Origin of the sequence: Rhizobium sp. TAL182 (genome assembly GCF_002117725.1) — a bacterium.
In the GTDB taxonomy this organism is placed as follows: Bacteria; Pseudomonadota; Alphaproteobacteria; order Rhizobiales; family Rhizobiaceae; genus Rhizobium; species Rhizobium esperanzae.
Genome location: NZ_CP021024.1, coordinates 2,976,575 through 2,998,193 on the forward strand (window position 1 = coordinate 2,976,575; position 21,619 = coordinate 2,998,193).

The 21,619-nt window shown below is 60.1% G+C and carries 24 protein-coding genes; 13 read left to right on the forward strand and 11 right to left on the reverse strand.

All coding sequences use genetic code 11. The features are described from left to right. Positions 1 to 59 precede the first annotated feature (59 nt). Entirely contained in the window at positions 60 to 353 is a 294-nt protein-coding gene (locus tag Tal182_RS31745) for a hypothetical protein (protein ID WP_125461488.1), read from the forward strand. Beyond that, positions 328 to 1,428, forward strand: coding sequence for a branched-chain amino acid aminotransferase (locus Tal182_RS15155; protein WP_064803619.1), 1,101 nt, complete (start codon positions 328 to 330; stop codon positions 1,426 to 1,428). Before Tal182_RS31745 ends, Tal182_RS15155 begins: the two co-directional genes overlap by 26 nt. A gap of 3 nt (positions 1,429 to 1,431) precedes the next feature. Here the strand turns inward: Tal182_RS15155 and Tal182_RS32310 are convergent, their stop codons facing one another. Continuing rightward, positions 1,432 to 1,647 carry a hypothetical protein gene (locus Tal182_RS32310; protein ID WP_064816676.1) on the reverse strand — a complete coding sequence of 72 codons (216 nt, stop codon included), beginning with the start codon at positions 1,645 to 1,647 and terminating at the stop codon, positions 1,432 to 1,434. 111 nt (positions 1,648 to 1,758) lie between these two features. Here Tal182_RS32310 and Tal182_RS15165 point away from each other — a divergent pair, with 111 nt between their 5' ends. The 7 genes from Tal182_RS15165 to Tal182_RS15195 all read left to right on the forward strand — a co-directional run bounded on the left by Tal182_RS15165 (position 1,759) and on the right by Tal182_RS15195 (position 6,758). Next, entirely contained in the window at positions 1,759 to 2,010 is a 252-nt protein-coding gene (locus Tal182_RS15165; protein ID WP_064810748.1) for a hypothetical protein, read from the forward strand. Further along, a complete protein-coding gene (locus Tal182_RS15170; RefSeq protein ID WP_064810749.1) occupies positions 1,994 to 2,329 on the forward strand; it encodes a type II toxin-antitoxin system RelE/ParE family toxin in 336 nt (111 codons plus the stop codon). Before Tal182_RS15165 ends, Tal182_RS15170 begins: the two co-directional genes overlap by 17 nt. After that, positions 2,319 to 2,906 (forward strand): class I SAM-dependent methyltransferase, encoded by a 588-nt coding sequence (locus Tal182_RS15175; RefSeq protein ID WP_085859964.1) that lies wholly within the window; start codon positions 2,319 to 2,321, stop codon positions 2,904 to 2,906. Before Tal182_RS15170 ends, Tal182_RS15175 begins: the two co-directional genes overlap by 11 nt. Positions 2,907 to 3,182: 276 nt before the next feature. After that, complete coding sequence (locus Tal182_RS15180) at positions 3,183 to 3,620, forward strand: DUF2231 domain-containing protein (RefSeq protein WP_064803625.1); 438 nt, start codon at positions 3,183 to 3,185, stop codon at positions 3,618 to 3,620. Continuing rightward, positions 3,620 to 5,191 carry a sorbosone dehydrogenase family protein gene (locus Tal182_RS15185; protein ID WP_085859965.1) on the forward strand — a complete coding sequence of 524 codons (1,572 nt, stop codon included), beginning with the start codon at positions 3,620 to 3,622 and terminating at the stop codon, positions 5,189 to 5,191. Before Tal182_RS15180 ends, Tal182_RS15185 begins: the two co-directional genes overlap by 1 nt. 73 nt (positions 5,192 to 5,264) lie before the next feature. Next, complete coding sequence (locus Tal182_RS15190) at positions 5,265 to 5,588, forward strand: hypothetical protein (RefSeq protein ID WP_085859966.1); 324 nt, start codon at positions 5,265 to 5,267, stop codon at positions 5,586 to 5,588. Between the two features lie 426 nt (positions 5,589 to 6,014). Beyond that, on the forward strand, positions 6,015 to 6,758 hold the full coding sequence (locus tag Tal182_RS15195; protein WP_085859967.1) for a TIGR04290 family methyltransferase: 744 nt from the start codon (positions 6,015 to 6,017) through the stop codon (positions 6,756 to 6,758). A gap of 29 nt (positions 6,759 to 6,787) precedes the next feature. Here Tal182_RS15195 and Tal182_RS15200 read toward each other — a convergent pair whose 3' ends face one another. After that, positions 6,788 to 8,536, reverse strand: a complete 1,749-nt coding sequence (locus tag Tal182_RS15200; RefSeq protein ID WP_085859968.1) for a hypothetical protein — start codon at positions 8,534 to 8,536, stop codon at positions 6,788 to 6,790. A gap of 147 nt (positions 8,537 to 8,683) precedes the next feature. Between Tal182_RS15200 and Tal182_RS15205 the strand changes: the two genes are divergently transcribed. From Tal182_RS15205 to Tal182_RS15215, 3 genes are read left to right on the forward strand one after another with little or no spacing between them, the layout of a single operon-like run. Continuing rightward, complete coding sequence (locus Tal182_RS15205) at positions 8,684 to 9,787, forward strand: inositol-3-phosphate synthase (protein WP_085859969.1); 1,104 nt, start codon at positions 8,684 to 8,686, stop codon at positions 9,785 to 9,787. Continuing rightward, entirely contained in the window at positions 9,784 to 10,383 is a 600-nt protein-coding gene (locus Tal182_RS15210) for a histidine phosphatase family protein (RefSeq protein WP_085859970.1), read from the forward strand. Before Tal182_RS15205 ends, Tal182_RS15210 begins: the two co-directional genes overlap by 4 nt. A gap of 32 nt (positions 10,384 to 10,415) precedes the next feature. Continuing rightward, positions 10,416 to 11,390 carry a beta-xylosidase gene (locus Tal182_RS15215; protein ID WP_085859971.1) on the forward strand — a complete coding sequence of 325 codons (975 nt, stop codon included), beginning with the start codon at positions 10,416 to 10,418 and terminating at the stop codon, positions 11,388 to 11,390. Here Tal182_RS15215 and Tal182_RS15220 read toward each other — a convergent pair. The 4 genes from Tal182_RS15220 to Tal182_RS15235 form a co-directional block, all read right to left on the reverse strand. Next, the gene (locus tag Tal182_RS15220) at positions 11,364 to 12,665 is read right to left on the reverse strand and encodes a Coenzyme F420 hydrogenase/dehydrogenase, beta subunit C-terminal domain (protein WP_085859972.1); all 1,302 of its coding nucleotides are present in this window, start codon (positions 12,663 to 12,665) and stop codon (positions 11,364 to 11,366) included. The genes Tal182_RS15215 and Tal182_RS15220 overlap by 27 nt on opposite strands. Positions 12,666 to 12,780: 115 nt before the next feature. Continuing rightward, complete coding sequence (locus Tal182_RS15225; RefSeq protein ID WP_085859973.1) at positions 12,781 to 13,842, reverse strand: polysaccharide pyruvyl transferase family protein; 1,062 nt, start codon at positions 13,840 to 13,842, stop codon at positions 12,781 to 12,783. A gap of 206 nt (positions 13,843 to 14,048) precedes the next feature. Continuing rightward, entirely contained in the window at positions 14,049 to 15,068 is a 1,020-nt protein-coding gene (gene ilvC / locus Tal182_RS15230; RefSeq protein WP_004668557.1) for a ketol-acid reductoisomerase, read from the reverse strand. A 50-nt stretch (positions 15,069 to 15,118) separates the two neighbouring features. Beyond that, positions 15,119 to 15,790: a TetR/AcrR family transcriptional regulator C-terminal domain-containing protein gene (locus Tal182_RS15235; protein ID WP_170965878.1), complete on the reverse strand. Its 672-nt coding sequence runs from the start codon at positions 15,788 to 15,790 to the stop codon at positions 15,119 to 15,121. Between the two features lie 181 nt (positions 15,791 to 15,971). Here Tal182_RS15235 and Tal182_RS15240 point away from each other — a divergent pair, with 181 nt between their 5' ends. After that, positions 15,972 to 16,430, forward strand: a complete 459-nt coding sequence (locus Tal182_RS15240) for a hypothetical protein (RefSeq protein ID WP_085860956.1) — start codon at positions 15,972 to 15,974, stop codon at positions 16,428 to 16,430. A 21-nt stretch (positions 16,431 to 16,451) separates the two neighbouring features. Here Tal182_RS15240 and Tal182_RS15245 read toward each other — a convergent pair whose 3' ends face one another. The 5 genes from Tal182_RS15245 to Tal182_RS15265 all read right to left on the reverse strand — a co-directional run bounded on the left by Tal182_RS15245 (position 16,452) and on the right by Tal182_RS15265 (position 21,614). Next, complete coding sequence (locus Tal182_RS15245) at positions 16,452 to 18,083, reverse strand: FGGY-family carbohydrate kinase (RefSeq protein WP_085859974.1); 1,632 nt, start codon at positions 18,081 to 18,083, stop codon at positions 16,452 to 16,454. Between the two features lie 166 nt (positions 18,084 to 18,249). Continuing rightward, on the reverse strand, positions 18,250 to 18,966 hold the full coding sequence (locus Tal182_RS15250) for an HAD-IA family hydrolase (protein ID WP_085859975.1): 717 nt from the start codon (positions 18,964 to 18,966) through the stop codon (positions 18,250 to 18,252). A gap of 3 nt (positions 18,967 to 18,969) precedes the next feature. After that, positions 18,970 to 19,698 (reverse strand): glycerophosphodiester phosphodiesterase family protein, encoded by a 729-nt coding sequence (locus Tal182_RS15255; RefSeq protein ID WP_085859976.1) that lies wholly within the window; start codon positions 19,696 to 19,698, stop codon positions 18,970 to 18,972. Between the two features lie 27 nt (positions 19,699 to 19,725). Then, a complete protein-coding gene (locus Tal182_RS15260) occupies positions 19,726 to 20,646 on the reverse strand; it encodes an ABC transporter permease subunit (RefSeq protein ID WP_085859977.1) in 921 nt (306 codons plus the stop codon). Positions 20,647 to 20,648: 2 nt separating this feature from the next. Next, positions 20,649 to 21,614 (reverse strand): ABC transporter permease subunit, encoded by a 966-nt coding sequence (locus Tal182_RS15265; protein ID WP_170965883.1) that lies wholly within the window; start codon positions 21,612 to 21,614, stop codon positions 20,649 to 20,651. Between the last annotated feature and the right edge of the window lie 5 nt (positions 21,615 to 21,619).

Below are 21,619 nucleotides of genomic sequence, written 5' to 3' on the forward strand. Positions count from 1 at the left end.
GAGGTTTCCTCGTATTTTCTATATCGCCGACAAACCATGCGGCGGAAATTATGTCAACAATGCTGACCTATTTTCTTGTGATGGTGACAAGTCGGAGATCTTATTTCCAAGGCCTTGGTGCAAAATTCGCGCTGATGTCGCGGATTCACTTGATGGTAACGCTATCGACGATCGACGGCGCTCGATTCCGAATTTGCTGCTCGACGTCGGCCACATCGAGCGATTATCCCTCTGATCAAGCCGAAACCGCTGCTTCAGACCTTTCCAAGACCGGCTCGGCGGCGGTAGTGTCGCCCCACTATTCAATGTACTATCAAGGTGCCAGCAATGACCGTAACGTCGGCCTCTCCTGAAATCAAAATCGAATTCCACAAGTCCCCCGTCTCTGACGCCGACCGCATCCAGGCACTGGAGGCACCCGGCTTCGGCAAGATTTTCACGGATCACATGATCCTGGCACGATGGACGGCCGACAAGGGCTGGCACGATGCGAAGGTTACGCCCAGGCGGCCCTTGGAGCTCGATCCTGCAAGCGCCGTGCTGCACTACGCTCAGGAAATCTTCGAGGGCATGAAAGCCTACAAGGCAGACGATGGCCGGATTCTGCTCTTTCGGCCTGAAGAGAACGCACGCCGCTTCGCGCAGTCGGCGACCCGCATGGCCATGCCTCCTGTGCCCGAAGAACTCTTCCTGAAGGCGGTCGAAGCACTGGTCCGCGTCGACAAGGCCTGGATTCCGTCCGGCGACGCCAGCCTCTACCTTCGCCCCTTCATGTTCGCCAACGAGGCGTTTCTCGGCGTTCGTCCGGCTCAGGAATATGTCTTCTGCATCATCGCCTCACCGGTCGGCGCCTACTTCAAGGGCGGCGCGAAGGCCGTCTCTCTTTGGGTCGAAACCGAATACACCCGTGCAGCCAACGGCGGCACCGGCGCTGCAAAATGCGGCGGAAACTACGCAGCCAGTCTCGTGGCGCAAGCCGAGGCGTCGAAGAGGGGTTGCGATCAGGTCGTCTTCCTCGACGCCGCGGAGCATCGCTGGGTCGAAGAACTCGGCGGCATGAACGTCTTCTTTGTGATGAACGATGGATCGATGGTGACCCCGCCCCTTGGCGGTACGATCCTGCCGGGCATCACCCGGGCTTCCGTCATCGTGCTCGCAGAAGAAAGGGGCTTGCGCGTGGAGCAGCGTCCCTACTCCTTCGCGGAATGGCAAGAGGATGCCGCCAGCGGCAGGCTCGTCGAAGCCTTCGCTTGCGGCACTGCCGCAGTCCTGGCGGGGATCGGCCTGGTTCGACATGCCGGCGGCGAGTTTCTGGTCGGAGACGGACAGACCGGCAAGCTGACCAGCGAACTGCGCCAGCAGCTCGTCAGTCTACAGAAGGGCGTAACGAACGATGAGCACGGCTGGACGCGCCTCATCCCGGCCTGAACTTCAGACCTTCCACGCGAACGGCGGCGCCAACACCGACATGGTGGCGCCGCTCTCGGTCTCGCCCGCAAAGCCATCGGGCTGGCCGCAGTTCTCAAACTCGCCGCCGCCGATGCGATCATTTACGCGATCGCGAGCGCCACGACGCCGACATCCTGACTTGCGACACGTTTCAAGAATCTCGAACGTGCCGTCCACATCGATAAGAAGACCGACCATCGTGTGACCCAAGCGCTCGACTGCGGGGGGCAACGCTTCTATCACAGGGTGGGGAATGGTAACGGGCATCAGGGACAGCTGAACCGGCACGCACGGACGGCAGCGAATTCAATGGCGAAAATGACGATCTCGCTTCCGGATAATCTGGCGGATTACATCGCGCGCCGTATCGCAAGCGGCAGATACGACAGCGCCGACGCATTCATGGCGGAGCTGATCGTGAAGGACCAGGACCATCGTAAGCTCGACGACGACGAACTGCGCGAGATCCTGAGGCAGGCCGAGGAGAGCGGTATCAGCGACCGGCGCATTCCCGATATCCTGTTGGAAACGAAGGTGAAGCTGCGTGACATCAACCTATAGACTGACCCGAACGGCCGACGCCGTACTGTCAGACATCGACGAATATGCCAATCTGCATTTCGGCGAGGCGCAGGCGGATGCCTACCTTCTCGACTGGGACCGGATTTTCATACTTCTTTCGCGCGTGCCCTCCATGGGCGACGAGTGCGACGCGCTCGGCACCGGCCTGCGCCGCCTCCTCCATATGCGCCATGTCGCCTTCTACCGGGAAATACCCGACGGCATCCTCGTCATCGACATCATCGGCGCCGACCGGCTTGCCGAAAGACATCTCCAATCCAACCGACGACCCGGACCGGCAGCCCCCCATGCCCCATGACAGCACCTCCGCCTTCTACGACAATAACGCAGAGATATACGCCAACCGCGCACGCAGCCTGCCGAAACAGAAGCTCGACACTTTCCTTGCCCGACTTGCGCCGGGGGCCGCGATCCTCGAACTTGGCTGCGGCGGCGGCCAGGACAGCGCCTACATGCTCGCTCAAGGTTTCGACGTGACGCCAACCGACGGCTCACCCGAACTCGCGGCACAGGCCGAGGCGCGAATCGGCAGGAAGGTCAGTGTCATGCTGTTTGAGGATCTCAACGCTGAGGCCGCGTTCGACGGCGTCTGGGCCGAAGCGAGCCTCCTTCATGTCCCGAGATCGACCCTGCCCGACATCTTCGCCCGTATCCACCGCGCGCTCAGAACCGGCGGCATCCTTCACGCAAGCTTCAAGTCGGGAGAAGCCGAAGGGCATGATGGCTTCGGGCGCTATTACAACTATCCATCCGCCGATTGGCTGTCGGCGCTTCTGACGGCAGGCGGCTGGCGCAATCTCGCCGTCGAGGAAAGCGATGGTGGCGGATATGACGGCAAGCCGACCCGCTGGCTCGTCGTGAGTGCGCAACGATAAAGGTCGGCGCTTCGCCCCCGTGTTCGCCGGCGATCTGGCACCGTCGCACTTTCAGGTGAAACGCCACCCCCTTCGTCATTCCTCTGTCTGTCGCAGGAATGACCGACAGAGGGTAGTGCCCCCACATTGTCATTCCGGTTGTGCAAGGCGAAAGGCGGCCGCAATTCCACGCTTCCGCCGAAGAGGCGATCGAAAGACCGGTGCCGCTGTAACGGAACCATCCGCTGCCTCCATGGTTGAATCGCATATCTGCGCTCTTGCCGCTCGGAGCATGCCATGGCTGTACTTTCCCCCACCGATCGAGACGCGACCGCCTATCCGATACAGTCGCTCTTCGTCCCGTTTCCTTTCGTCTGCTTCACGCTTGCGCTCGCGACCGATATCGCCTTCTGGCAGAGCAACAACCTCATGTGGCAGAACTTCTCCGCCTGGCTGTTGTGTGCCGGCCTGGTGTTCGGCGTGATTGCGATCCTGGCTGGTTTGATTGACCTTGCGCGGCCCCGCACCCGTCCGCTGCGGGCGGCTTTCCCGTCTGTGCTTCTCTACCTGATCATCCTCGCCCTTGCCTTCCTGAACAGCCTTGTCCATGCCGGCGACGGATGGACTGCGGTGGTTCCTTATGGACTGACGCTCTCGGCCGTTACATCAGCGCTTTGCCTGGTGGCAGCCGCTGTTTCCGCCCGCAAATATGCCAGATTGGCCTGGAGGATATGATGATGAGGTCCCTCATTCTCGGCACCTCGGCTCTATCGCTTTTCCTCGGATTCGGCGCGTCGGCGCAGGACACCGAATTCGATCTGTCGCAGCAGATCGGCCCGAATCCGGTTCTGCCTGAGCCATCTTCCTCCCTGATATCTGATCTCAAGGTCGCGGAAGTGGTCGGCTGGAAGGAAAGAGAGACGCCTGCCGTTCCCGACGGCTTGAAGATCAGTGCCTATGCGAATGGCCTCGCCAATCCACGCACGGTCCATACCCTGCCAAACGGCGACGTCCTCGTCGTCCAGTCCCGCGGCCCGACCGGCGAACCGACCTCGCGGCCGAAGGATCTCATCCGCGGCTGGATCATGTCGATCGCCCACGGCGGCAGCGGTGAACAGAAAGAGAGCAATATCATTACCCTGCTGCGTGACACCAATCGCGACGGCACCGTCGACGAACGCCATGACCTGCTGAAGAAGCTCGATTCCCCCTTTGGCCTTGCCTGGATAGACAACACGCTTTACGTCGCCACGACGAGCGCCATCCTTGCCTACCCTTACGAACTCGGCCGGAACGAGATTACCGCGCAGCCGAAAATCCTGACGCCGCTTCCCGGCGGCCCGATCAATCATCATTGGACAAAGGATCTGGCCCTCAGCCCCGACGGCCAGACGCTCTATGTCTCGGTCGGATCGAATTCCAACATCGTCGAGAACGGGCTCGAAGCAGAAAAAGGCCGTGCAGCGGTCTGGCAGGTCGACCGGAAGACCGGCGCCGCCCGCGTTTTCGCCTCCGGTCTGCGCAATCCGAACGGTCTCGCCTTCAACCCCGAAACGGGTGCGCTCTGGACTGTCGTCAATGAGCGTGACGAACTCGGCCCGAACCTCGTTCCCGACTATATGACCTCTGTGGAGGACGGCGGCTTCTACGGCTGGCCGTGGAGCTACTACGGCAATCACGTCGACGCTCGCGTTCATCCACCCCGAACCGATATGATCGAAAAGGCAATCCCGCCGGACTACGCCCTGTCCAGCCATGTTGCCGCGCTCGGACTAACCTTCTCGATGAAGTCCTCGCTGCCAGCCGCATACGCCAACGGCGCCTTCATCGGCGAGCACGGCAGCTGGAACCGGAATAGCTTCAATGGCTACAAAGTTGTCTTCGTACCGTTCCAGAATGGCAGGCCATCAGGCAAGGCGCAGGACGTCATCACAGGCTTCATTCAGGGTGATCAGGCAAAAGGGCGGCCGGTCGGAGTGGGGATCGATGGGACAGGAGCGCTGCTTGTTGCCGATGATGCCGGCAATACCGTTTGGCGCGTCGCTTCATCCGACGGCAAAGTCACGCCGCAGCCAATTGGCACGGACCAGCTGTCGGGGACTCCGCAAGGCTCGACGAATTCGAAAACGGCGCGGACTTTCGATTCGAACCCCGGCGTCGGAACGGAAACGACGAATTCGACCGCCCAAACCCAGGAACATCCGGCCTCGGCCGACGAGCGCTTGACCCGCCAGGAACCACTTTCCGGAGTGCAGGACAAGTTTCAGCCTGTGCAGATGCAGATTGCCCCTGCGACCGGCCCCTAAAGACTTGGTGGAGGCCGAATTCGAAGAAGGACCGAGACGACATCTGGATAAACACGAAACGGAGATTTCAGGCATGCCGACCACATCCCGGAAGTTCAAACGACTCCTCAGCGCGCTGTCGCTCGCCGTGGCGATCCTTCCCCTGCCGCTCCAAGCGAACGCGCAGGCGCCGCCTGACAAATGTGTCGCCCCGCCACAGCCAAACCAGGGCCGCGGTTCAACGGATGACCATCAAGATCTCTCCAAGAAACTGGACGAATGCAACGGCGAACTCAGGCCCCCTCCCGTCGGCGACGCCGAGATGGTGGAGCCGGCGCCCGACACCGGTAATTCGCGCATCATCCGTCCGGGAGATATGCCGCCCAACACCAATCCGTCGAACAATTCCCATGATTAAGTTCACCGTCCAGAGATCTTTGTGTGGGCCGAGAAGGACAATCTCGCACACAATTGGCGGGTTTTTCTTCTTCAGCGGGAACCGAAAACCATCAAGAGGGTTCGGCCACAATCTGACGAAGCCGGCTAAAGCTGAACATGCCGCAGGTATCTCAAAAGCGGACGAAGATTGGAGGGGGAGATACCGAAGATCCCTTATTGACCACCTGTCTCCCTGGATGGATCGCCCGTTCGCTGGCCAGAAGTGGAGTTCACCGAATGAGCCAATTGGCAGATATGAAGAACGCCGAACTTCTCGAGCTCGCGGGGATCGGCCCTCGGTCCGTCGAGCAGATACGGTCGGCGATCAGAAAATTCAAACGTAACCGAACACACATCTCGGCGGCGCAGTCGAAGCAATGATCGACACTGCGGATCGGAGTACGGAATGAACGAGAAGGCTCGATTGGAAAGCGACATCGCAGCCCTGAGGCCGTGGTTTCACAATCTGCGAATTAACGGCGTTCAGACCGCGCCGGATCATTTCCTGGGTGACTATCCATCCTTCAAATGGGCCCACTTTCAGCAGGTCGTGCCTGAAGATCTCCAGGGATGCAGCGTTCTCGACATCGGCTGCAACGCCGGATTCTATTCACTTGAAATGAAGAGAAGAAATGCCGGACGGGTCGTCGGTATCGATTCCGATCCGCATTATCTCAGGCAAGCCGAGTTCGCAGCCAGACAGACAGGTGAGGATATCGATTTCAAGCTAATGTCGGTGTACGAGGTTGAAAAACTGAAGGAGAGATTTGACCTGGTCCTTTTCATGGGTGTCCTTTATCACCTGCGGCATCCGCTCCTGGCACTCGACCTTCTGCATGAGCATGTCGTAGGCGGCCAAATGCTGTTTCAATGCATGCAGCGGGGTGAAGAGGAAGTCGCGGCACTCAGCGAAAATTACGACTTCTTCAACACGACGATATTTGAGCAGCGCGGCTTTCCAAAAATGTATTTCGTGGAAGAACGTTACGCTGGCGACCCGACCAATTGGTTCATTCCGAACAAGGCGGCGGTCGAAGCGATGCTGAGAAGCGCCGGGTTTGTCATTCGTGCTAATCCGGAACGTGAAGTTTATCTGGTGGAACATGGAAGCCGCCATCCGATGGCGGAACCGCCTCCGTCACTTTGCTGAGAAATTTTCCGACCCAGACTGCTTCGCAGTCAGGGTCCGATCAATTGCCGCAGGCGGTCCAGGTAACGTTTGATGGTATTTTCAATGCGCTCCGCCTCGGCGCCATCGACGCTGGCCCTCGCCTGCGACCACAGGCCTATCTGAAAACCGAGATAGCAGGGCTCAAAAAACTTGAGCACATCGTCGCGCAGATCGCAGTCCGCTTCCCGGCCGATGAGATCGGCAAGACGATCGCGCTCCTTGCTCGAGAATTCGAATTCCACGCAGGCACCCACGACGTCCCAGGCAATGTCCTGGCACCCGATCAGATCATGGGCCGCATTGTGGTCGAGTGCATCCGTCTTCATGATGCGCCCGGTGGTGGTCGTCAGCCATTCCCATGGGTGAAGCCGGTTGTCCGTATCGACTCGTCGCAATCGTCCGGCTAGCCGCTCGGGCGTGCCTATCATGCACCTCAATTTTTCCGCCATGTCCGATCCCCCCGCTTCCGCAATATTGAAAACAGCCATCTCACACAGTTTCTGAATCGACGCGCCGCCGTTTCGTGCCGGGAGGTGACGGGCACGAAAACCGAGATAACGTCCGAGGTGATCGATGATGTCGCGCCTGCTTGCACGGCTATGGTCGAGGGGCGTTCCATCCAGCCACTCCTCGACAATAAATCCGTAACAGGTGCCGGCAATCCTAGGAATAAAGCCGGCTTCGCTCAGCAAAGAGCCTCTTTGGGCCTTGTCCACATCGCTCCCGCAAAGCCCGGCAAACTTGACAAGCCATGCCCCTCCTTCGGCTTCCATCAGGAATTTGCGTTTTTCCATCTGCATATAGCTCGGCGGCCAATATGAAGGATCGCGATACCGAACAGCGCGCCATGCGCCACCCGACAGGTCCCGCCACGACGAACGCACGCCTCCGACAACATCGGCCGCCCATGTCTGCAGACGATGTTTCGGATCTCGAGCTTTGAGGGTCAGATCGTCGAAGCTGACGACATGGCGTGGCCGACCTCGCCAACGGGTCCGATGCGGCCCGCTTGCATGCGGGCCCGGTTCACCCGTGTGGCTCGGGAAAAAATGAAGCCGACCAGACGCGACGCCGTTCACCTGCAACCAGTCCGCAACGCAGCCAAACGAGCTCCCCGACAGCCCCGGCCCCTCATCGACGATGGCGAAATCGGTGTCACGGTCGGCGAGAATGCGCTTGGAAAGAGCCGGTGTGACGCGCAAGCATCGCTCGAAGGGATGGCCAGTCGGGCGCAGCGAATAGGCCGGCTCGGCACCCAAGGCGGCGGAAACCAGAGCCGCCAGTCCGGTCCCGATGCTTCGGATCCCGAGGACTACTGTTTTAGGCGTCAAATTTGAGATCGAAGCCGCCTCGATATAGCTCTCGGGATACAAAGCATAAAAGGCGTATCCCTCGGCGCGCTTCATCCGCACCGGATCGGCACTGGAGAGAGATTCGAGTTTGGCTGTCCAATCCTCTGGAAAGGACAAAACGCCGGCAAATCCGTTTCGCCACGATTGCATGATCGCGCGTGCCTGCATGCGCAGAAGTTTCGCGCCTGCGTCCTGAAGCTCGGACATATCGTCCGCGCCTTTTCTCCCGAATTCCTGATCGGCCAATCCCTGAACCAGTTCTCCAGTCAGGATAAACGCTCGAACCAGAGTTTCGTGGCGCTGCCGGCTCGCCTGCATTTCGAAGCACGCCATCATCATTCGTGAAATCGATGCGTGTACTGCTGCCGCATTCTCGATGTGCTCGACATCGCCATAGACCAGCATCCGGTCCTCCTTCTCTGCCGCAATGCCTGCCTGAACTCGTCGGATGATCTTCAGACGCGATTGAAATAATCGGGAGGGCTGGGAACTGTGGCGGCTCCCGCTTGTTAGCTTTGTAGATGCCTCAGCAAGCAGCCCTTGGAGGGAACCATGCGTTCGAAATCCATTCGCGTTGGATTGGTGGGAGTTGGCAATTGCGCCTCGTCATTGGTTCAAGGACTTACCTACTATGATAACGCCCGGGAAAACGAGCCGGTTCCAGGCCTCATGCACATTGATCTCGGCGGATATCACGTGCACGATATTGAGATATCCGCAGCCTTCGATGTTGCGGCTTCAAAGGTAGGGCGCGATGTCGCGGAAGCGATCTACGCCGAGCCAAACAACACGCAACGTTTCGCAGATGTCGCTCCGCTTGGCGTGGAGGTGAAACGCGGCAGGACGATGGATGGGATAGGGAAGTATCTTAAGGATCGGATCGAGGAATCGACGGAGCCGCCGGCGGACGTGGTGGAAATCCTCAGGCGAACCCGAACGGACGTGCTGGTTTCCTATCTTCCCGTTGGCTCGGAAGAAGCAACGAAGTGGTACGCCGAACAGGCACTGGCGGCGGGTTGCGCCTTTATCAATTGCATCCCGGTATTCATAGCCTCCAAACCGGAATGGCAGCAGAAGTTCGCTGCCCGAAAGCTGCCGATCATCGGCGACGATATCAAAAGCCAGGTGGGGGCAACGATCGTCCACCGAATGCTCGTCAATCTCTTCCGCGAACGGGGCGTCCGTGTAGATCGGACCTACCAGCTCAATTTCGGCGGAAACACCGATTTTCTTAACATGCTGGAGCGCGAGCGGCTGGAATCGAAGAAGATCTCCAAGACCCAGTCGGTCACCAGCCAATTGGATATTCCGCTTCCAGCGGACGATGTACACGTCGGACCAAGTGACCACGTCCCGTGGCTCACCGATCGCAAATGGGCTTATATCAGGCTCGAGGGCACCACTTTCGGCGGCGTGCCGCTCAACGCAGAGCTCAAGCTTGAGGTGTGGGACTCGCCCAATTCCGCCGGCGTGGTCATCGACGCAATACGCTGCGCGAAACTGGCCCTCGACCGGGGCCTGGGCGGAGCTCTGACAGGGCCGTCGAGCTATTTCATGAAATCACCGCCGCAACAATTCACCGATTACGAGGCCCGCCGCCGAACGCAGAATTTCATTGATGACCAGGAGGATGTTCTGCGCGGAGCCGCGGAATGACGGCAACGTTCTTCCTGGTACGTCACGCGGCACACGACAATGTCGGGAATTTCCTGGCGGGCCGTACAGCCGGTATCTCGCTGGGCGAAGCCGGCCGCTCGCAAGTTCAGCGTCTCGGGCAGAGGCTGCGGCGCGAGGACATCAATGAGATCTACACCAGCCCGCGCGAACGAACACGGGAGACGGCAGAAGGTATCGCATCAGCCTGTGGCCTGTCTCTACCGCGAACCGACGATGCTTTGGACGAGGTGAATTTCGGCAACTGGTCCGGAAAGACGTTCGACGTTCTCAATGACGATCCCCTGTGGCGCCGCTGGAATAACACACGCAGCCTCGCCCGCACCCCAGGAGGCGAGACCATGCTGGAGGTCCAGACCCGAATTTTCGGCCTTATGGAGAGCCTGACCAGGGGCGGGAATGAGAAGCGAATAGCTCTTGTGTCTCATGCCGATGTCATCAAGGCGGCTGTCAGTCATGTTCTGGGACTGCCGCTCGATGCTTGGCCGAGGTTTGATATTGCGCCCGCCTCCGTCACGACGGTTGTGATCGGCGACTGGGGGGCAAAAGTGATGACGCTCAACGAAGTGACCTTATAACCCGTTCGTTAAATCCTGCCCGGGGAAGTCAAATGATCGAAGCTGCAATGATCTGGAACGAGCCGAACAACAAATCGCACTGGGATCCTGAGATCGATCCCGAATGGAGCCTGTTTGCGCAAATGGCAATCCTGGCGGCCGATGCCATCGCAGCCAAGAATCCGGACCTGACGAAGGTGCTCGGCGGAATATCCCCAATCGACCCTTTCTTCATCAGCCGCATGAAGAATTACGGCGTGCTCGATCACCTCGATGCCGTCGCGCTGCATGGTTTCCCGCTCGACTGGAACCTCTGGCAGATTCATGACTGGCCGGAGAAAATCAACGAAATACGCGCAGTCACTGATCTGCCGATCTGGGTCAGCGAAGTGGGCGTCTCGACCTTCGGCGCGGAGGAAGTGCAGTTGTGGGGCCTGCAAAGAACTGCCGAGTTGCTCAAGGGCAAAGTCGAGCGCTGCCAATGGTACAGCCTCTACGACCTCCCTCGATCATGGGAGGCAACAACGCGTCATCGCGAAGCCGAAGGCTCCTCCTACTATCGGCACTACTATATGGGCATTCTACGCGAAGACGGAACGCCCAAACCGGCGCTTGACGAATTTGCCAAACACACGCCGGATTTCGGACTGGTCCAATGGTTCCACTTCGAAGACCCGCGGCTGGATGAGGCTGCTGCTTGGATGAGACGGCTGGGCGTGAAATCTGTGCGCACCGGACTTTCCTGGGCGGACCGATTCCGGCCCAATGCCCTCGAGTGGTTCGACCGACAGATGCAAGCCCTCGAAGATTTCGACGTAACGGTGACATTCTGCTTCACGCCGGAGCATAGAGGTATTGCGCCCCACCATACCAGTCCGCCCCTGGTGCCTGAAGAATTCGCCGGCTTCTGCGAAGAAATGGTTGAACGTTACGCGCCACGCCAGGACAGCGGATATGTGTCGCGCGTTGCCAAGTCAGCAGCCCGATTGCTGGGGCTTGAATCACCTGCGTCCCTCGGAGCCGGCTAAACCCAGGCTCTGGGCTATCCTGCCGATCGGCCCCCGGGAATAAGCGACTCCCTGATAGCATGCCAAGGCAGCACGAGCCCACAGAATGTAAAGTCTGGGGCTGCGCAAGAAAACCGCGATCGCAAAGACGCGATGGCTCCAAAAGCTGATCCAATAGCGCATGATGTAGACCGCCATGCGCTGCCGAGACAGGCCATGGCTGCCGGCACGGACGCGTTTGCGCGGGCGCATACCCATACGCGGCCAGCTCAACCGGAATGCGAGGCCCTCGCGACGCTGACGGAACCCGGCGGCCTGAGTGGCTATAACAAAGTCGGAATCGACAGAAGACAGTGCGATCCTCTTCTCAGCGATCCCCGCATGAATCGCATCCAGAAGTGCATTTGAGCGGACGATCACCACGTTCGTTCCTCTTCCATCAGAGGAGTAGGGTTCCTTCCAGGCATCCCCGAAAGCGATATCGGCCGTTTCTGCAACAACGTCGTCGCAAAAATTGCAGGCGGAATTCTGGAAAAAGCCTGCACCCCAGTCCCCATCGACCAGATGCCACCAGTCTTGGGCGCACGTCTCTCCGTTTTCGAGTGTCAGCTGAGCCCGATACCAATTCGCAGGCCGATCCTGGGTTTTCTTCCTGTAGTCGAGCCGTTTAACCTTCCTGATGTCCTGCCCCATCTGCCACGCGAAGCTCTCGGCCATGCGCGCGCTTTTCATGTGGCCGCAAAACAGCCCAAGCGTGAAGGCAATTCGCTCTTTCAATACCGGGTCACCGGCACAGGCCAGTCGTACCGCCTTGATGAAACAGGGAATGCCAACCACGGCATACCGGCCCGGCGCCTCACGAATGGAATGAAGCACGCCGGAAAGCTCGACAGGATAATATCGAGATTTGGCGCCTGCCTGAAGTTCCTGCAGATTGCGCGACAGCGAATAATGAAACAGGCGTCCTTCCGATTGCGGATCATCGCTCTCCTTGACGTGAGCAACACAGTCGACAAGCCCCAGACGCAGCAGTTCCGCCGCCATCCAGGTGACCATGCCGCCGGAGCTGCCGTTCGAACGATATTCCCCTTCCTCGACATGGCCGACAAAAGCGGCCTCGAAACGCCCCAGTAGAGGGTCTCGATTTTTCGCACCGGCAAAATATTCGGCCGCCAATTCGTCCTCGTCCTGGGCCACCGGCGAAAACGGGCAAATTCGCGCAAATTCTTCATCACCGCCCTGCAACCACGTCTTCGGGCCTGCCGGTTTCATTTGCCCGTACCGGTCGAGAGCCATGTGCACGTCAGGTCGCGCTGACCTTGCGACACAGGAGCCGCAGCCGATGCAGAAGCCGGGGCCTGCAATATCCTTGGGAGCGATGCCCGGCGCGAGCCGATTCTTCTGATCGGAGCTATTGCAAGGCATGGCTGAGATAGGCGTTGGATCTATCGCGCAGCGAAGATATCCGCTGCGAAATGCCCGTAGGAAGTGGGTTACCGAGGATAACATCCAGATGCGACGGGGTCTTATCCGCAGTCAGAACATGATGTTCAGCTCGGACGACCCGCGTTAGATCGCGAATCTTGTTGGAGCGATAATCGGAGAGGACACATGCAAACGGCTTCTCGTTGACAAGCGAGAACACGCATCCATGAAAGAAATTCGTCACGACAGCCTTTGCTTCGGAAATGAAGCTGGCGAAGTCCTCCGGGCTGGCATCAATCCATTGCTTGTCGGCCCAATCGTTCCGATAGCCGATGCTGACAAGCGGATAGTCCCGGTCTCCTGCCCACCGGCGCACTGCATTCTGAAACCACGTGGGAAAACTGTGCCCGTAGACGGCTATATAGGTTGCCGCCTCCCCGTCATCCCTGCTCGCGTTCATCGTCTGTGGAAATTGCAGGCACGGGTCGAGAACGAGTTCGGGCTCCAGTCCCAATGTTTCGTGGATGATCCGCTCCGAATGGAGGTCCCGCACCGAAATATGAGAAAACTTTCGCAGCTTTTCCGCCCACCCCTCCAGTCGCTCCGACCATGTCAGACTTCCAAACGTCGCGGCATAGGAGACAAGCCGCCTGCATCGCAGGCCTTCGCCGTAAAAAAGCGGATACCCGCCATACCAGGGATGGCGAAGGTTCCACACCTCGTCGCTGCCGACGACAATGAGCGGATAGTCGTCCATCGCGGCTGGGTTTTCCAAGGGAAAAGGCGATGAAAGAGGTAAGCTGGCAAACGAGTGAAAGAATTTCCGGATCTTCGCTTTGTAGAGCGGGTAGTCTTCCCTTGGCGTTGCGGCAGGAAGCAGCGGTTGCAGCGCGCATTGCCATTCCGCGCGGTTCACGCGATCGGACATGTGTTCCAGGAGAACGGCTTCTACTCCCATGGACGCGAGGCCTTCGGCCAGACAGCGTGCCTGCCAATAGGAGCCATAATTTATGCAGCGATGAAAGGTAAGAATTCCGGCCTTAGACATCTGATCCCTGAAGCAGATCGAATAGATCCCACTAACCGACCAGCTCCAGTTCCGTTCCCAACAAACCGAAGCTCGCCTCGTGGTCCGGGAGCAACTTTCTTCAGCATGTCGCAATGAATCAAATAACCCCCGGCTCAGCCGGGGGTTATCAGCAGTCGGGAGGCTGGAGCTTTAACCCGACCTCCCGTTTAAGCTAGCGAAACAGCTTAGTTGACCGACTTGTCGACCAGCTTGTTCTTGCCGATCCAGGGCATCATGCCGCGCAGCTTGGCGCCGACTTCCTCGATCTGGTGGCTGTCGTTGTTGCGGCGGATGCCCTTGAAGCGGGCCGCACCCGAGCGGTATTCCTGCATCCATTCGGAGGTGAACTTGCCGGTCTGGATGTCCTTGAGGACGCGCTTCATCTCGGCCTTGGTTTCTTCGGTGATGATGCGCGGACCGGTGACGTATTCGCCCCACTCGGCCGTGTTGGAGATCGAGTAGTTCATGTTGGCGATGCCGCCTTCATAGATCAGGTCGACGATCAGCTTCACTTCGTGCAGGCACTCGAAATAGGCCATTTCAGGCGCATAGCCAGCTTCGGTGAGCGTTTCGAAACCGGCGCGAATGAGCTCGACGAGACCGCCGCAGAGAACGACCTGTTCGCCGAAGAGGTCGGTTTCGCACTCTTCGCGGAAGTTGGTTTCGATGATGCCCGAACGGCCGCCGCCAACGCCGCAGGCGTAGGAGAGAGCGAGCTCAAGCGCATTGCCGGAAGCGTTCTGGTGAACGGCAACGAGGCAGGGAACGCCGCCGCCCTTCTGGTATTCGCCGCGAACCGTGTGGCCCGGGCCCTTCGGAGCGATCATGACGACGTCGACCGAAGCCTTCGGCTCGATCAGGCCGAAATGCACGTTGAGGCCGTGTGCGAAGGCGATCGCAGCACCGTCGCGGATGTTCGGCGCGATATCGGCCTTGTAGATGTCGGCCTGCAGCTCGTCCGGCGTCGCCATCATCATCAGGTCGGCCCAGCCGGCGGCTTCAGCAACCGTCATGACCTTGAAGCCGTCGGCTTCGGCCTTCTTGACGGTCGGCGAACCGGCCTTCAGAGCGATGACGAGGTTCTGGGCGCCGCTGTCCTTCAGGTTCAGCGCATGGGCGCGGCCCTGCGAGCCGTAGCCGATGACGGCGACCTTCTTGGCCTTGATGAGGTTGAGATCGGCATCACGATCGTAATAGACGCGCATTTGAAGTTCCTTCCCTTGTGCTTGTCCTGTTGACTGTCATTAAGGCGAAATCAGCCGAGAACCGGCATCTCCGCCAGAACCTTCTCCGTGCCGTAAAGCCGGAGGAAGGCGGTCACCGCCCTCTCCGCCTGGCGCGCGGTATCCTTGAGGCCGGGTTCCCCGAGCAGCATGCGTACATGCAGGTCAGACACAACAAGGCCGTAAAGCGTGTGATAGGCTTCGTCGGCATCGGAAAAACGCAGCAGACCTGCCCGCTTGCCGGCATCGATCAGCGCCATGGCGCGCCGGTCGATCTGGCGGCGCCCGCGTTCGAGCAGCAGTTTGCCGAGCTTCGAGCCGTCGCGGTTCGCCTCCGTCTTGTTGATTTGGCCGATCGCCAGTCGGTTCAGCGCCAGCGAGACGTCGCCTGCGAGCACCTCCAGCAGGTCACGCGCGAAAATGACGACATGGTCGTGCAGGCTCGCCGCCGTCAGCCTTTCGCCGTTGCGCTCGAAAGTGCGCACCTTGCTCGCCTGATAGGCGATCATTGCCGAGAGCAGCCCGTCGCGGTCGCCGAACCACTTGTAGAGGCTTTCCTTCGAGCAATTGGCAGCGCGCGCAACACCCGAGGTCGTCAGCGCTTTCTCGCCGCCATCAACGAGCAGCCGCAGCGCCTGCTCCAGAACGGCGTTCTGGCGCGGCGAAAATTCGCTCGGCTCTGCGGTTTCGACGGACACGGTCATGGCTCCCACATACGTACCGTACGGTACGGTTCGCTGGCTTTATGCGGCAATCCGATCGGGCCGTCAAGCAGGCCCGGAAGATTTTTATACGGGAAAGGCCGGTGCCGCACCAGAATTGGATAGGCGGACGCCGGATTGAGATTGCATAATGCTGCAGAATGTCATTTGCCGGGAGCCTTCCATGTCGCGTCTATCTGCTGCCCTTCTCTTAGCCGGAGTGATGCTCCTGGCAACGACGCCCTTCACCGGCCGCGCCGCCGCACAGTCGGAGAATGAGGTCTATAACCGCATCGAGGAATTGCACGGCGATGCTGCCGGCTTCGACCGGCCGCTGCGCCAGCTTGTTCTGGCCATGCGCTCCGGCGACGCCGAGACCATCGCCGGCCTTGCCGAATATCCGCTGAGCGTAAAGGCAGATGGCGAAACCTATGATGTCGAAAACGCCGAGGATTTCATCGAGAATTTCGACGATCTGGTGACTCCGGAGACCCGCAGCGCGGTCGGGCGCCAGCAATATGAGGATCTCTTCGTCAACAGCGAAGGAGTCATGCTCGCAAATGGCGCCGTCTGGATGGGTGCAGTCTGCGACGACAACGCTTGCGAGGAAAGCCATTGGGCGATCATCGCCATCAATAATTAGCCTGCGACATTTGTCTCGATGTCAGCCATCGCTGCGAAGCTTGCGCACCAACGTCTGAAGCTCCTTGAACGCTTCGTAACGCTTGCGGTGGAGATCTGAAATCTCGCCCTCTGACGGCTGAAAACGCTTTTCCACCCTGGTGAGCTCGCTCATTGCCTCGCCAACATCGGCAAATTGCCGGCCGGCGACAGCGCCGAGAATGGCCGCTCCCAGCAATACCGGCTCCTCGGCCTTCGTCGCCACTACCGGCTTGCCGCTCGCATCGGCGAGCACCTGGCGGACGAAATCGTGCTGGCCGGCCCCGCCGCTGATGACGATGTTCTCGACGGTCACGCCCGCCTCGGCCTGCGTTTCGATGATCTGCCTGAGGCCGTAGCCGATGCCGCAAAGCCCCGCGATGTAGAGCGCAACCAGGTTGTCGATATCCCGCTCCATGCCGAGACCGGCAATGACCGCGCGGGCATGCGGATCGGCGAAGGGCGCACGGTTGCCGAGGAATTCGGGAACGACGTGCAGCCCGGCCACCAGCTTGACCGCGTCGGAAGACCGGCCCGCCTTGGCGGTAGCCATGTCGGCAAGCAGGACCGGCAGCGCAACGCCGGCGCTCTTGGCGAGCTCCTTCGCCTCTCCGGCCGCCGGATGAAAGGAGAGAAGGTGGTCGATCGCCGCGCCGGCGGCACTCTGGCCGCCCTCGTTCAACCAGAGGCCCGGCACCATCGCCGAATAGTAAGGTCCCCAGACACCGGGCACGAAAGACGGTTCTGCCGTCGATGTCATCGTGCAGGAAGAAGTCCCGAAAACATAGGCAAGATTGGCTCGCGGATCGGTGCCGACGGTTCCGACACCGCCGGCATGGGCATCGATCAGCCCGGCTGCCACGGCCGTTCCCGGCCCCAGGCCGAGTTCCTCCGCCGCAGCCACGGTCAGCCCCTCGCCAAGCGCGGAGCCGGGCTCGACAATGATTTTGCCGATGCGGGCAAACCCTTCCCGGGCCAGCGTGCCGAGACCGATCTGATGGAAATAGCCGCTGTCCCACCGCTTTTCATGAGCGAGATAGGTCCATTTGCAGGTGACCGTGCAGGTCGAGCGCGACAGATCGCCGGTCGCCCGCCAGGTGAGGAAATCCGCAAGATCGAAGAATTGCCAAGCGGCATCGAAAACCTGGGGGCGGTTTTCTTTCAGCCAGAGAAGTTTGGGGGTTTCCATTTCGGGCGAAATACGACCACCGACATAACGCAGCACATCATGCCCAAACGCATTGATGCGCTCCGCCTGTGGGACGGCGCGGTGGTCCATCCACACGATAATATCGCGTTCCGGATCTTCCGAAGGCCCGACGGGAAGCGACTTGCCGCCTTCGCCAAGGACCACGAGCGAGCAAGTGGCGTCGAATCCCAGCCCGACTACGGAAGCCGCATCGATGCCGGCTGCGGTAACCGCCTCTCGCACGGCGGCGCAAACGGCGCTCCAGATTTCGCTGCTCGATTGTTCGACGATGGAACCGGCTTCGTGAAACAGACTGATATTCCGCTTGGCGGAGGCAAGCATGCTGCCGGCCATATCGAACAGGCCGGCCCGGGCGCTGCCGGTGCCCACATCGACGCCGATGACATATTTGGCGCCGGCTTCTGCGGTATGAGATGTGTCGGTCATGGTCTCTCGTTTCGGATCGCCAGGGATCGGGTTGATTAGCAGCTGCGGTCGAGTTCAAAGTCTGTTGCCTGGAAAGATCCCCGCCTCCAGGGACGCTGACATTACGCGGTCACGGCAACATGGCAAGGAGGCTGGGCGCTGAACGCGCCCTCCGCCCGGGGCGCCATCACAGCCTCCCTCCGACATTTTCCAGAATGGCGGTGAGCTCCCCCGCGCCTGTCGCAACGGCCGCAGCTCCGGCGGCATCGAGCACGGCGCGGCGACCGGGCCTCGGGTCGGCCGGATCGACGAATCCGATGGCCGTCATGCCTGCGGCGATTGCCGCCGCCACACCATGAACGCTGTCGTCGATCATGACGCAGTTGGCCGGCCGGGCCCGAAAGCGCTCGGCGCAATGCAGAAGCAGATCGGGGGCCGGCTTCGGCCGAGAGACGAATTCGGCGCTGAAGACGTCTTCGCCGAAGGCGCTCCAGAGATCGAGTTTGCCCAGGCTGTTGCGTAGCCGCCACATCGTGCTGTTCGACGCGACGCATTTCGGACGGTCGAGACTGTTGACGACCTCGGCAATGCCGGCAATGGGCGTCAGCGAGCGCGCGAATTCCTCGAAGAGATGAAGATGCCATTTCTCGAACAGCGCGGCGACGTCGATGATCTCGTATTCGCGCCGGCACATCTCGGCGATGATGCTTTCCGAATTGCCGGTGAATTTGACATGCGCCTCCGCCGCGCTGATCGCGATGCCGGCGCCTTGCAGCGTTTCCGCCAGCGTACGGCTGGCGATCGGCTCGCTGTCGATCAGCACGCCGTCGCAATCGAAGATCACGAGGTCGATGCTGGCCATGACGCCTCGGGTACCGGGATGATCGATGCGGTCATCGAGCACGCCTCACCTCCGCGCCTGCAGGGCGAGATCCGGCCGGTCCGTGGTGATCTGCCGGATCGGTTTGGCAAGCCAGTATTCGAGATCGCTCATCTCGTTCGGAACCCAGGCGCCGAGCCGGTCGAGCGGCACGAGCTTGGTGATCTCGTCCCACTTCGCCTGAAGCAGCGACTTCTCGACGGCGATGATATCCGAGTATTGCTTCATCAGGCTGAGGCCGCTCGCAAGGCCGAGACGCTCGGTCGACTTGGCGTCAAAGGACGACAGGGTGCGAATCCCGGGCGCGGCTTTGCGGATATCGGCAAGCACCTCGGGATGAAAGCTCGTCAGGATCGAGCGCTCCGTCAGACCAAACCGCTCGACGGCGGCGAATGCCTTGGCGGCCAGCCCCTCGTAGGGCGTGCCATCGGCATGCGTCTTCAGTTCGATATGAAGCTCGAGCGGCGTGTTCTTGAAGACGGCAAGCACCTCTTCCAAGGTGGGGATCACCTCCCCGTCGCTATCCTTGAGGCTGACTTCGCGATGTTTTCCCGGGCCGAGGGCGGCGACCGGCCCGCGCGCATCCGTCGTGCGTTCGAGCGTCGGGTCGTGAATAACGAGCATTTCGCCCGAGCGCGTCAGGTGGATGTCGAACTCCACGCCATCGACCGGCATTTGCGCAAGGTTGCGGAAGCCCGAAAGACTGTTTTCGGGCCAGAGATTGCGGCCACCGCGGTGGCCGATGATATGCACCATCGTCTGAATATCCTTGAGATTTGCGTATTACTTTCCGGAGTCCACCAGCCCCTTGGTGAACCAGCGTTGCATGAAGAGAATGACGGCCGCGGGCGGCAGCATGACGAGCAGCGCAGCGCTCATCGCAATGTTCCAGGCGGGCGCGGAGTCCGACACGGGAACGAGCTGCTTCAGCCCGAGCACGGCCGTTCCCATCTCCTTGTCGGTGGTGAAGAGCAGCGGCCACAAATATTGATTCCAGCCGTAAAGAAACAGGATGATCGAGAGCGCGGCGATATTGGCGCTCGACAGCGGCAGCAGGATATCCTTGAAGAACTTCAAGGGGCCGGCGCCGTCGAGCTTGGCCGCCTCGCAAAGCTCGTCGGGAACGGTCAGGAAGAACTGCCGGAACAGGAAGGTTGCCGAGGCGGAGGCGATCAGCGGCAGGATCAGGCCGGCATAGCTGTTGACCATGTTCCATTTCAACGAGGCTTCGATGCTGTATCCCGTCAGCCCTTCGACGACGCCGGAAAGACCGATGATGCCGGCCAGCCAGCGGATCGGCCCGGCGGCATCGGCGACCGCTTCATAGGTCGGGATGATGCGGACCTCGACCGGAAGCATCAGCGACACGAAGATCAGCCAGAACGCCGTCATCCGGAACGGGAAGCGGAAATAGGTGACGCCGAATGCGGCGATCAGCGAGATCGCCAGCTTGCCGACGACGATGCCGGCGGTGACGATGATCGAATTCAGGAACAGCTGCGAGAACTCGCCCTGCTGCCAGGCGGCGGCTAGGTTTTCGAAGAAATGCGAGCCGGGCAAAACCGGAAACGGCGCCTGCTGCACCTCCTGCAAGGTGAGCGAGCCGGCGACGAAGGCGAAATAGAGCGGCAGGCAGACGAAGACCGCGCCGATCAGCAATATGGCGTGGCAGAAGATCGAAAGGCCGAGATGGCGTTCGGGCATGGCTACACCTGGTAATTGACCTTGCGCTCGAGCGCGCGGAATTGAACGATGGTGAAGAGGATGGCGATCAGCATCAAAAGCACCGATTGCGCGGCTGACGAGCCGAGGTCGAGCTGCACGAAACCATCCTGATAGACCTTGTAGACCAGGCTGTTCGTTGCCCCCGCCGGGCCGCCGCGGGTGACCGCGTCGATGATGCCGAAGGTTTCGAACAGGCCGTAGACGAAGTTCATCACCACGAGGAAGAAGATCGTCGGCGAGATCAGGGGAAGCGAAATGGTGAAGAAGCGCCGCACCGGTCTTGCGCCATCGAGCTTTGCCGCCTCCAGCAGCGAGGCAGGCACGGCCAGCAAGGCGGCGACGAGGAAGATGTAGTCGTAGCAGACATTCTTCCAGACCGAAGCGATCGTCACCAGAAGCTGCGCATCGAAAGGCCGCCGGTTCGGGTCCCATTCGAAGCCGAACCCATGCAGAAGCTGCGCGACCGGCCCCACCGCCGGATTGAACAGGAAGGCCCAGATGACGCCCGAAATGACAGGCGCGATCGCATAGGGAAGCAGGATGATGCTCTTGTAGATCCCCCTGCCCCTGATCACGAAATCGGTCGCGAAGGCAAAGAGACCGGCAAGCAGAAGCGTTGCGGCGTTCTGAGCAACGGTGAACCAGAGCGTGAACAGCGCGCTGCCGCGATATTCCGGGCTGGCGAAGAGATTGTAGAAATTCGTGAGCCCGACGAAAATCTGCGTGCCCCCGAAGGGATCGACCTGAACGAAGGCCAGCGATAGCGCCTTGTATGACGGTATGAAAAAGAAGAACAGGAGGATCAGCAGTTGCGGCGCAACCAGGCCGAAGGCGAGCCACGGCTTGTTGAAGTGGGCGGACTTCAATCCGGCCTCCGACGGCTGCCCGACCGAGCGGCCCGTCGACAGAAGATCCGGGATGCGAAGGCGCCGGGCGGCGCCTTCCATCTTTC

What these genes read in the sequence shown, in the direction of transcription:
- Tal182_RS31745 (WP_125461488.1), top strand. Translation starts at nt 60, where the DNA reads ATGCTGACCTATTTTCTTGTGATGGTGACAAGTCGGAGATCTTATTTC.
- Tal182_RS15245 (WP_085859974.1), bottom strand. Translation starts at nt 18,083, where the DNA reads ATGACCGACACATCTCATACCGCAGAAGCCGGCGCCAAATATGTCATC.
- Tal182_RS15165 (WP_064810748.1), top strand. Translation starts at nt 1,759, where the DNA reads ATGGCGAAAATGACGATCTCGCTTCCGGATAATCTGGCGGATTACATC.
- Tal182_RS15200 (WP_085859968.1), bottom strand. Translation starts at nt 8,536, where the DNA reads ATGCTGGTCTATGGCGATGTCGAGCACATCGAGAATGCGGCAGCAGTA.
- Tal182_RS15215 (WP_085859971.1), top strand. Translation starts at nt 10,416, where the DNA reads ATGATCGAAGCTGCAATGATCTGGAACGAGCCGAACAACAAATCGCAC.
- Tal182_RS15190 (WP_085859966.1), top strand. Translation starts at nt 5,265, where the DNA reads ATGCCGACCACATCCCGGAAGTTCAAACGACTCCTCAGCGCGCTGTCG.
- Tal182_RS15175 (WP_085859964.1), top strand. Translation starts at nt 2,319, where the DNA reads ATGCCCCATGACAGCACCTCCGCCTTCTACGACAATAACGCAGAGATA.
- Tal182_RS15210 (WP_085859970.1), top strand. Translation starts at nt 9,784, where the DNA reads ATGACGGCAACGTTCTTCCTGGTACGTCACGCGGCACACGACAATGTC.
- Tal182_RS15195 (WP_085859967.1), top strand. Translation starts at nt 6,015, where the DNA reads ATGAACGAGAAGGCTCGATTGGAAAGCGACATCGCAGCCCTGAGGCCG.
- Tal182_RS15260 (WP_085859977.1), bottom strand. Translation starts at nt 20,646, where the DNA reads ATGCCCGAACGCCATCTCGGCCTTTCGATCTTCTGCCACGCCATATTG.
- Tal182_RS15265 (WP_170965883.1), bottom strand. Translation starts at nt 21,614, where the DNA reads ATGGAAGGCGCCGCCCGGCGCCTTCGCATCCCGGATCTTCTGTCGACG.
- Tal182_RS15180 (WP_064803625.1), top strand. Translation starts at nt 3,183, where the DNA reads ATGGCTGTACTTTCCCCCACCGATCGAGACGCGACCGCCTATCCGATA.
- Tal182_RS15185 (WP_085859965.1), top strand. Translation starts at nt 3,620, where the DNA reads ATGATGAGGTCCCTCATTCTCGGCACCTCGGCTCTATCGCTTTTCCTC.
- Tal182_RS15235 (WP_170965878.1), bottom strand. Translation starts at nt 15,790, where the DNA reads ATGACCGTGTCCGTCGAAACCGCAGAGCCGAGCGAATTTTCGCCGCGC.
- Tal182_RS15240 (WP_085860956.1), top strand. Translation starts at nt 15,972, where the DNA reads ATGTCGCGTCTATCTGCTGCCCTTCTCTTAGCCGGAGTGATGCTCCTG.
- ilvC (WP_004668557.1), bottom strand. Translation starts at nt 15,068, where the DNA reads ATGCGCGTCTATTACGATCGTGATGCCGATCTCAACCTCATCAAGGCC.
- Tal182_RS15225 (WP_085859973.1), bottom strand. Translation starts at nt 13,842, where the DNA reads ATGTCTAAGGCCGGAATTCTTACCTTTCATCGCTGCATAAATTATGGC.
- Tal182_RS32310 (WP_064816676.1), bottom strand. Translation starts at nt 1,647, where the DNA reads ATGGTCGGTCTTCTTATCGATGTGGACGGCACGTTCGAGATTCTTGAA.
- Tal182_RS15155 (WP_064803619.1), top strand. Translation starts at nt 328, where the DNA reads ATGACCGTAACGTCGGCCTCTCCTGAAATCAAAATCGAATTCCACAAG.
- Tal182_RS15205 (WP_085859969.1), top strand. Translation starts at nt 8,684, where the DNA reads ATGCGTTCGAAATCCATTCGCGTTGGATTGGTGGGAGTTGGCAATTGC.
- Tal182_RS15220 (WP_085859972.1), bottom strand. Translation starts at nt 12,665, where the DNA reads ATGGCTCTCGACCGGTACGGGCAAATGAAACCGGCAGGCCCGAAGACG.
- Tal182_RS15255 (WP_085859976.1), bottom strand. Translation starts at nt 19,698, where the DNA reads ATGGTGCATATCATCGGCCACCGCGGTGGCCGCAATCTCTGGCCCGAA.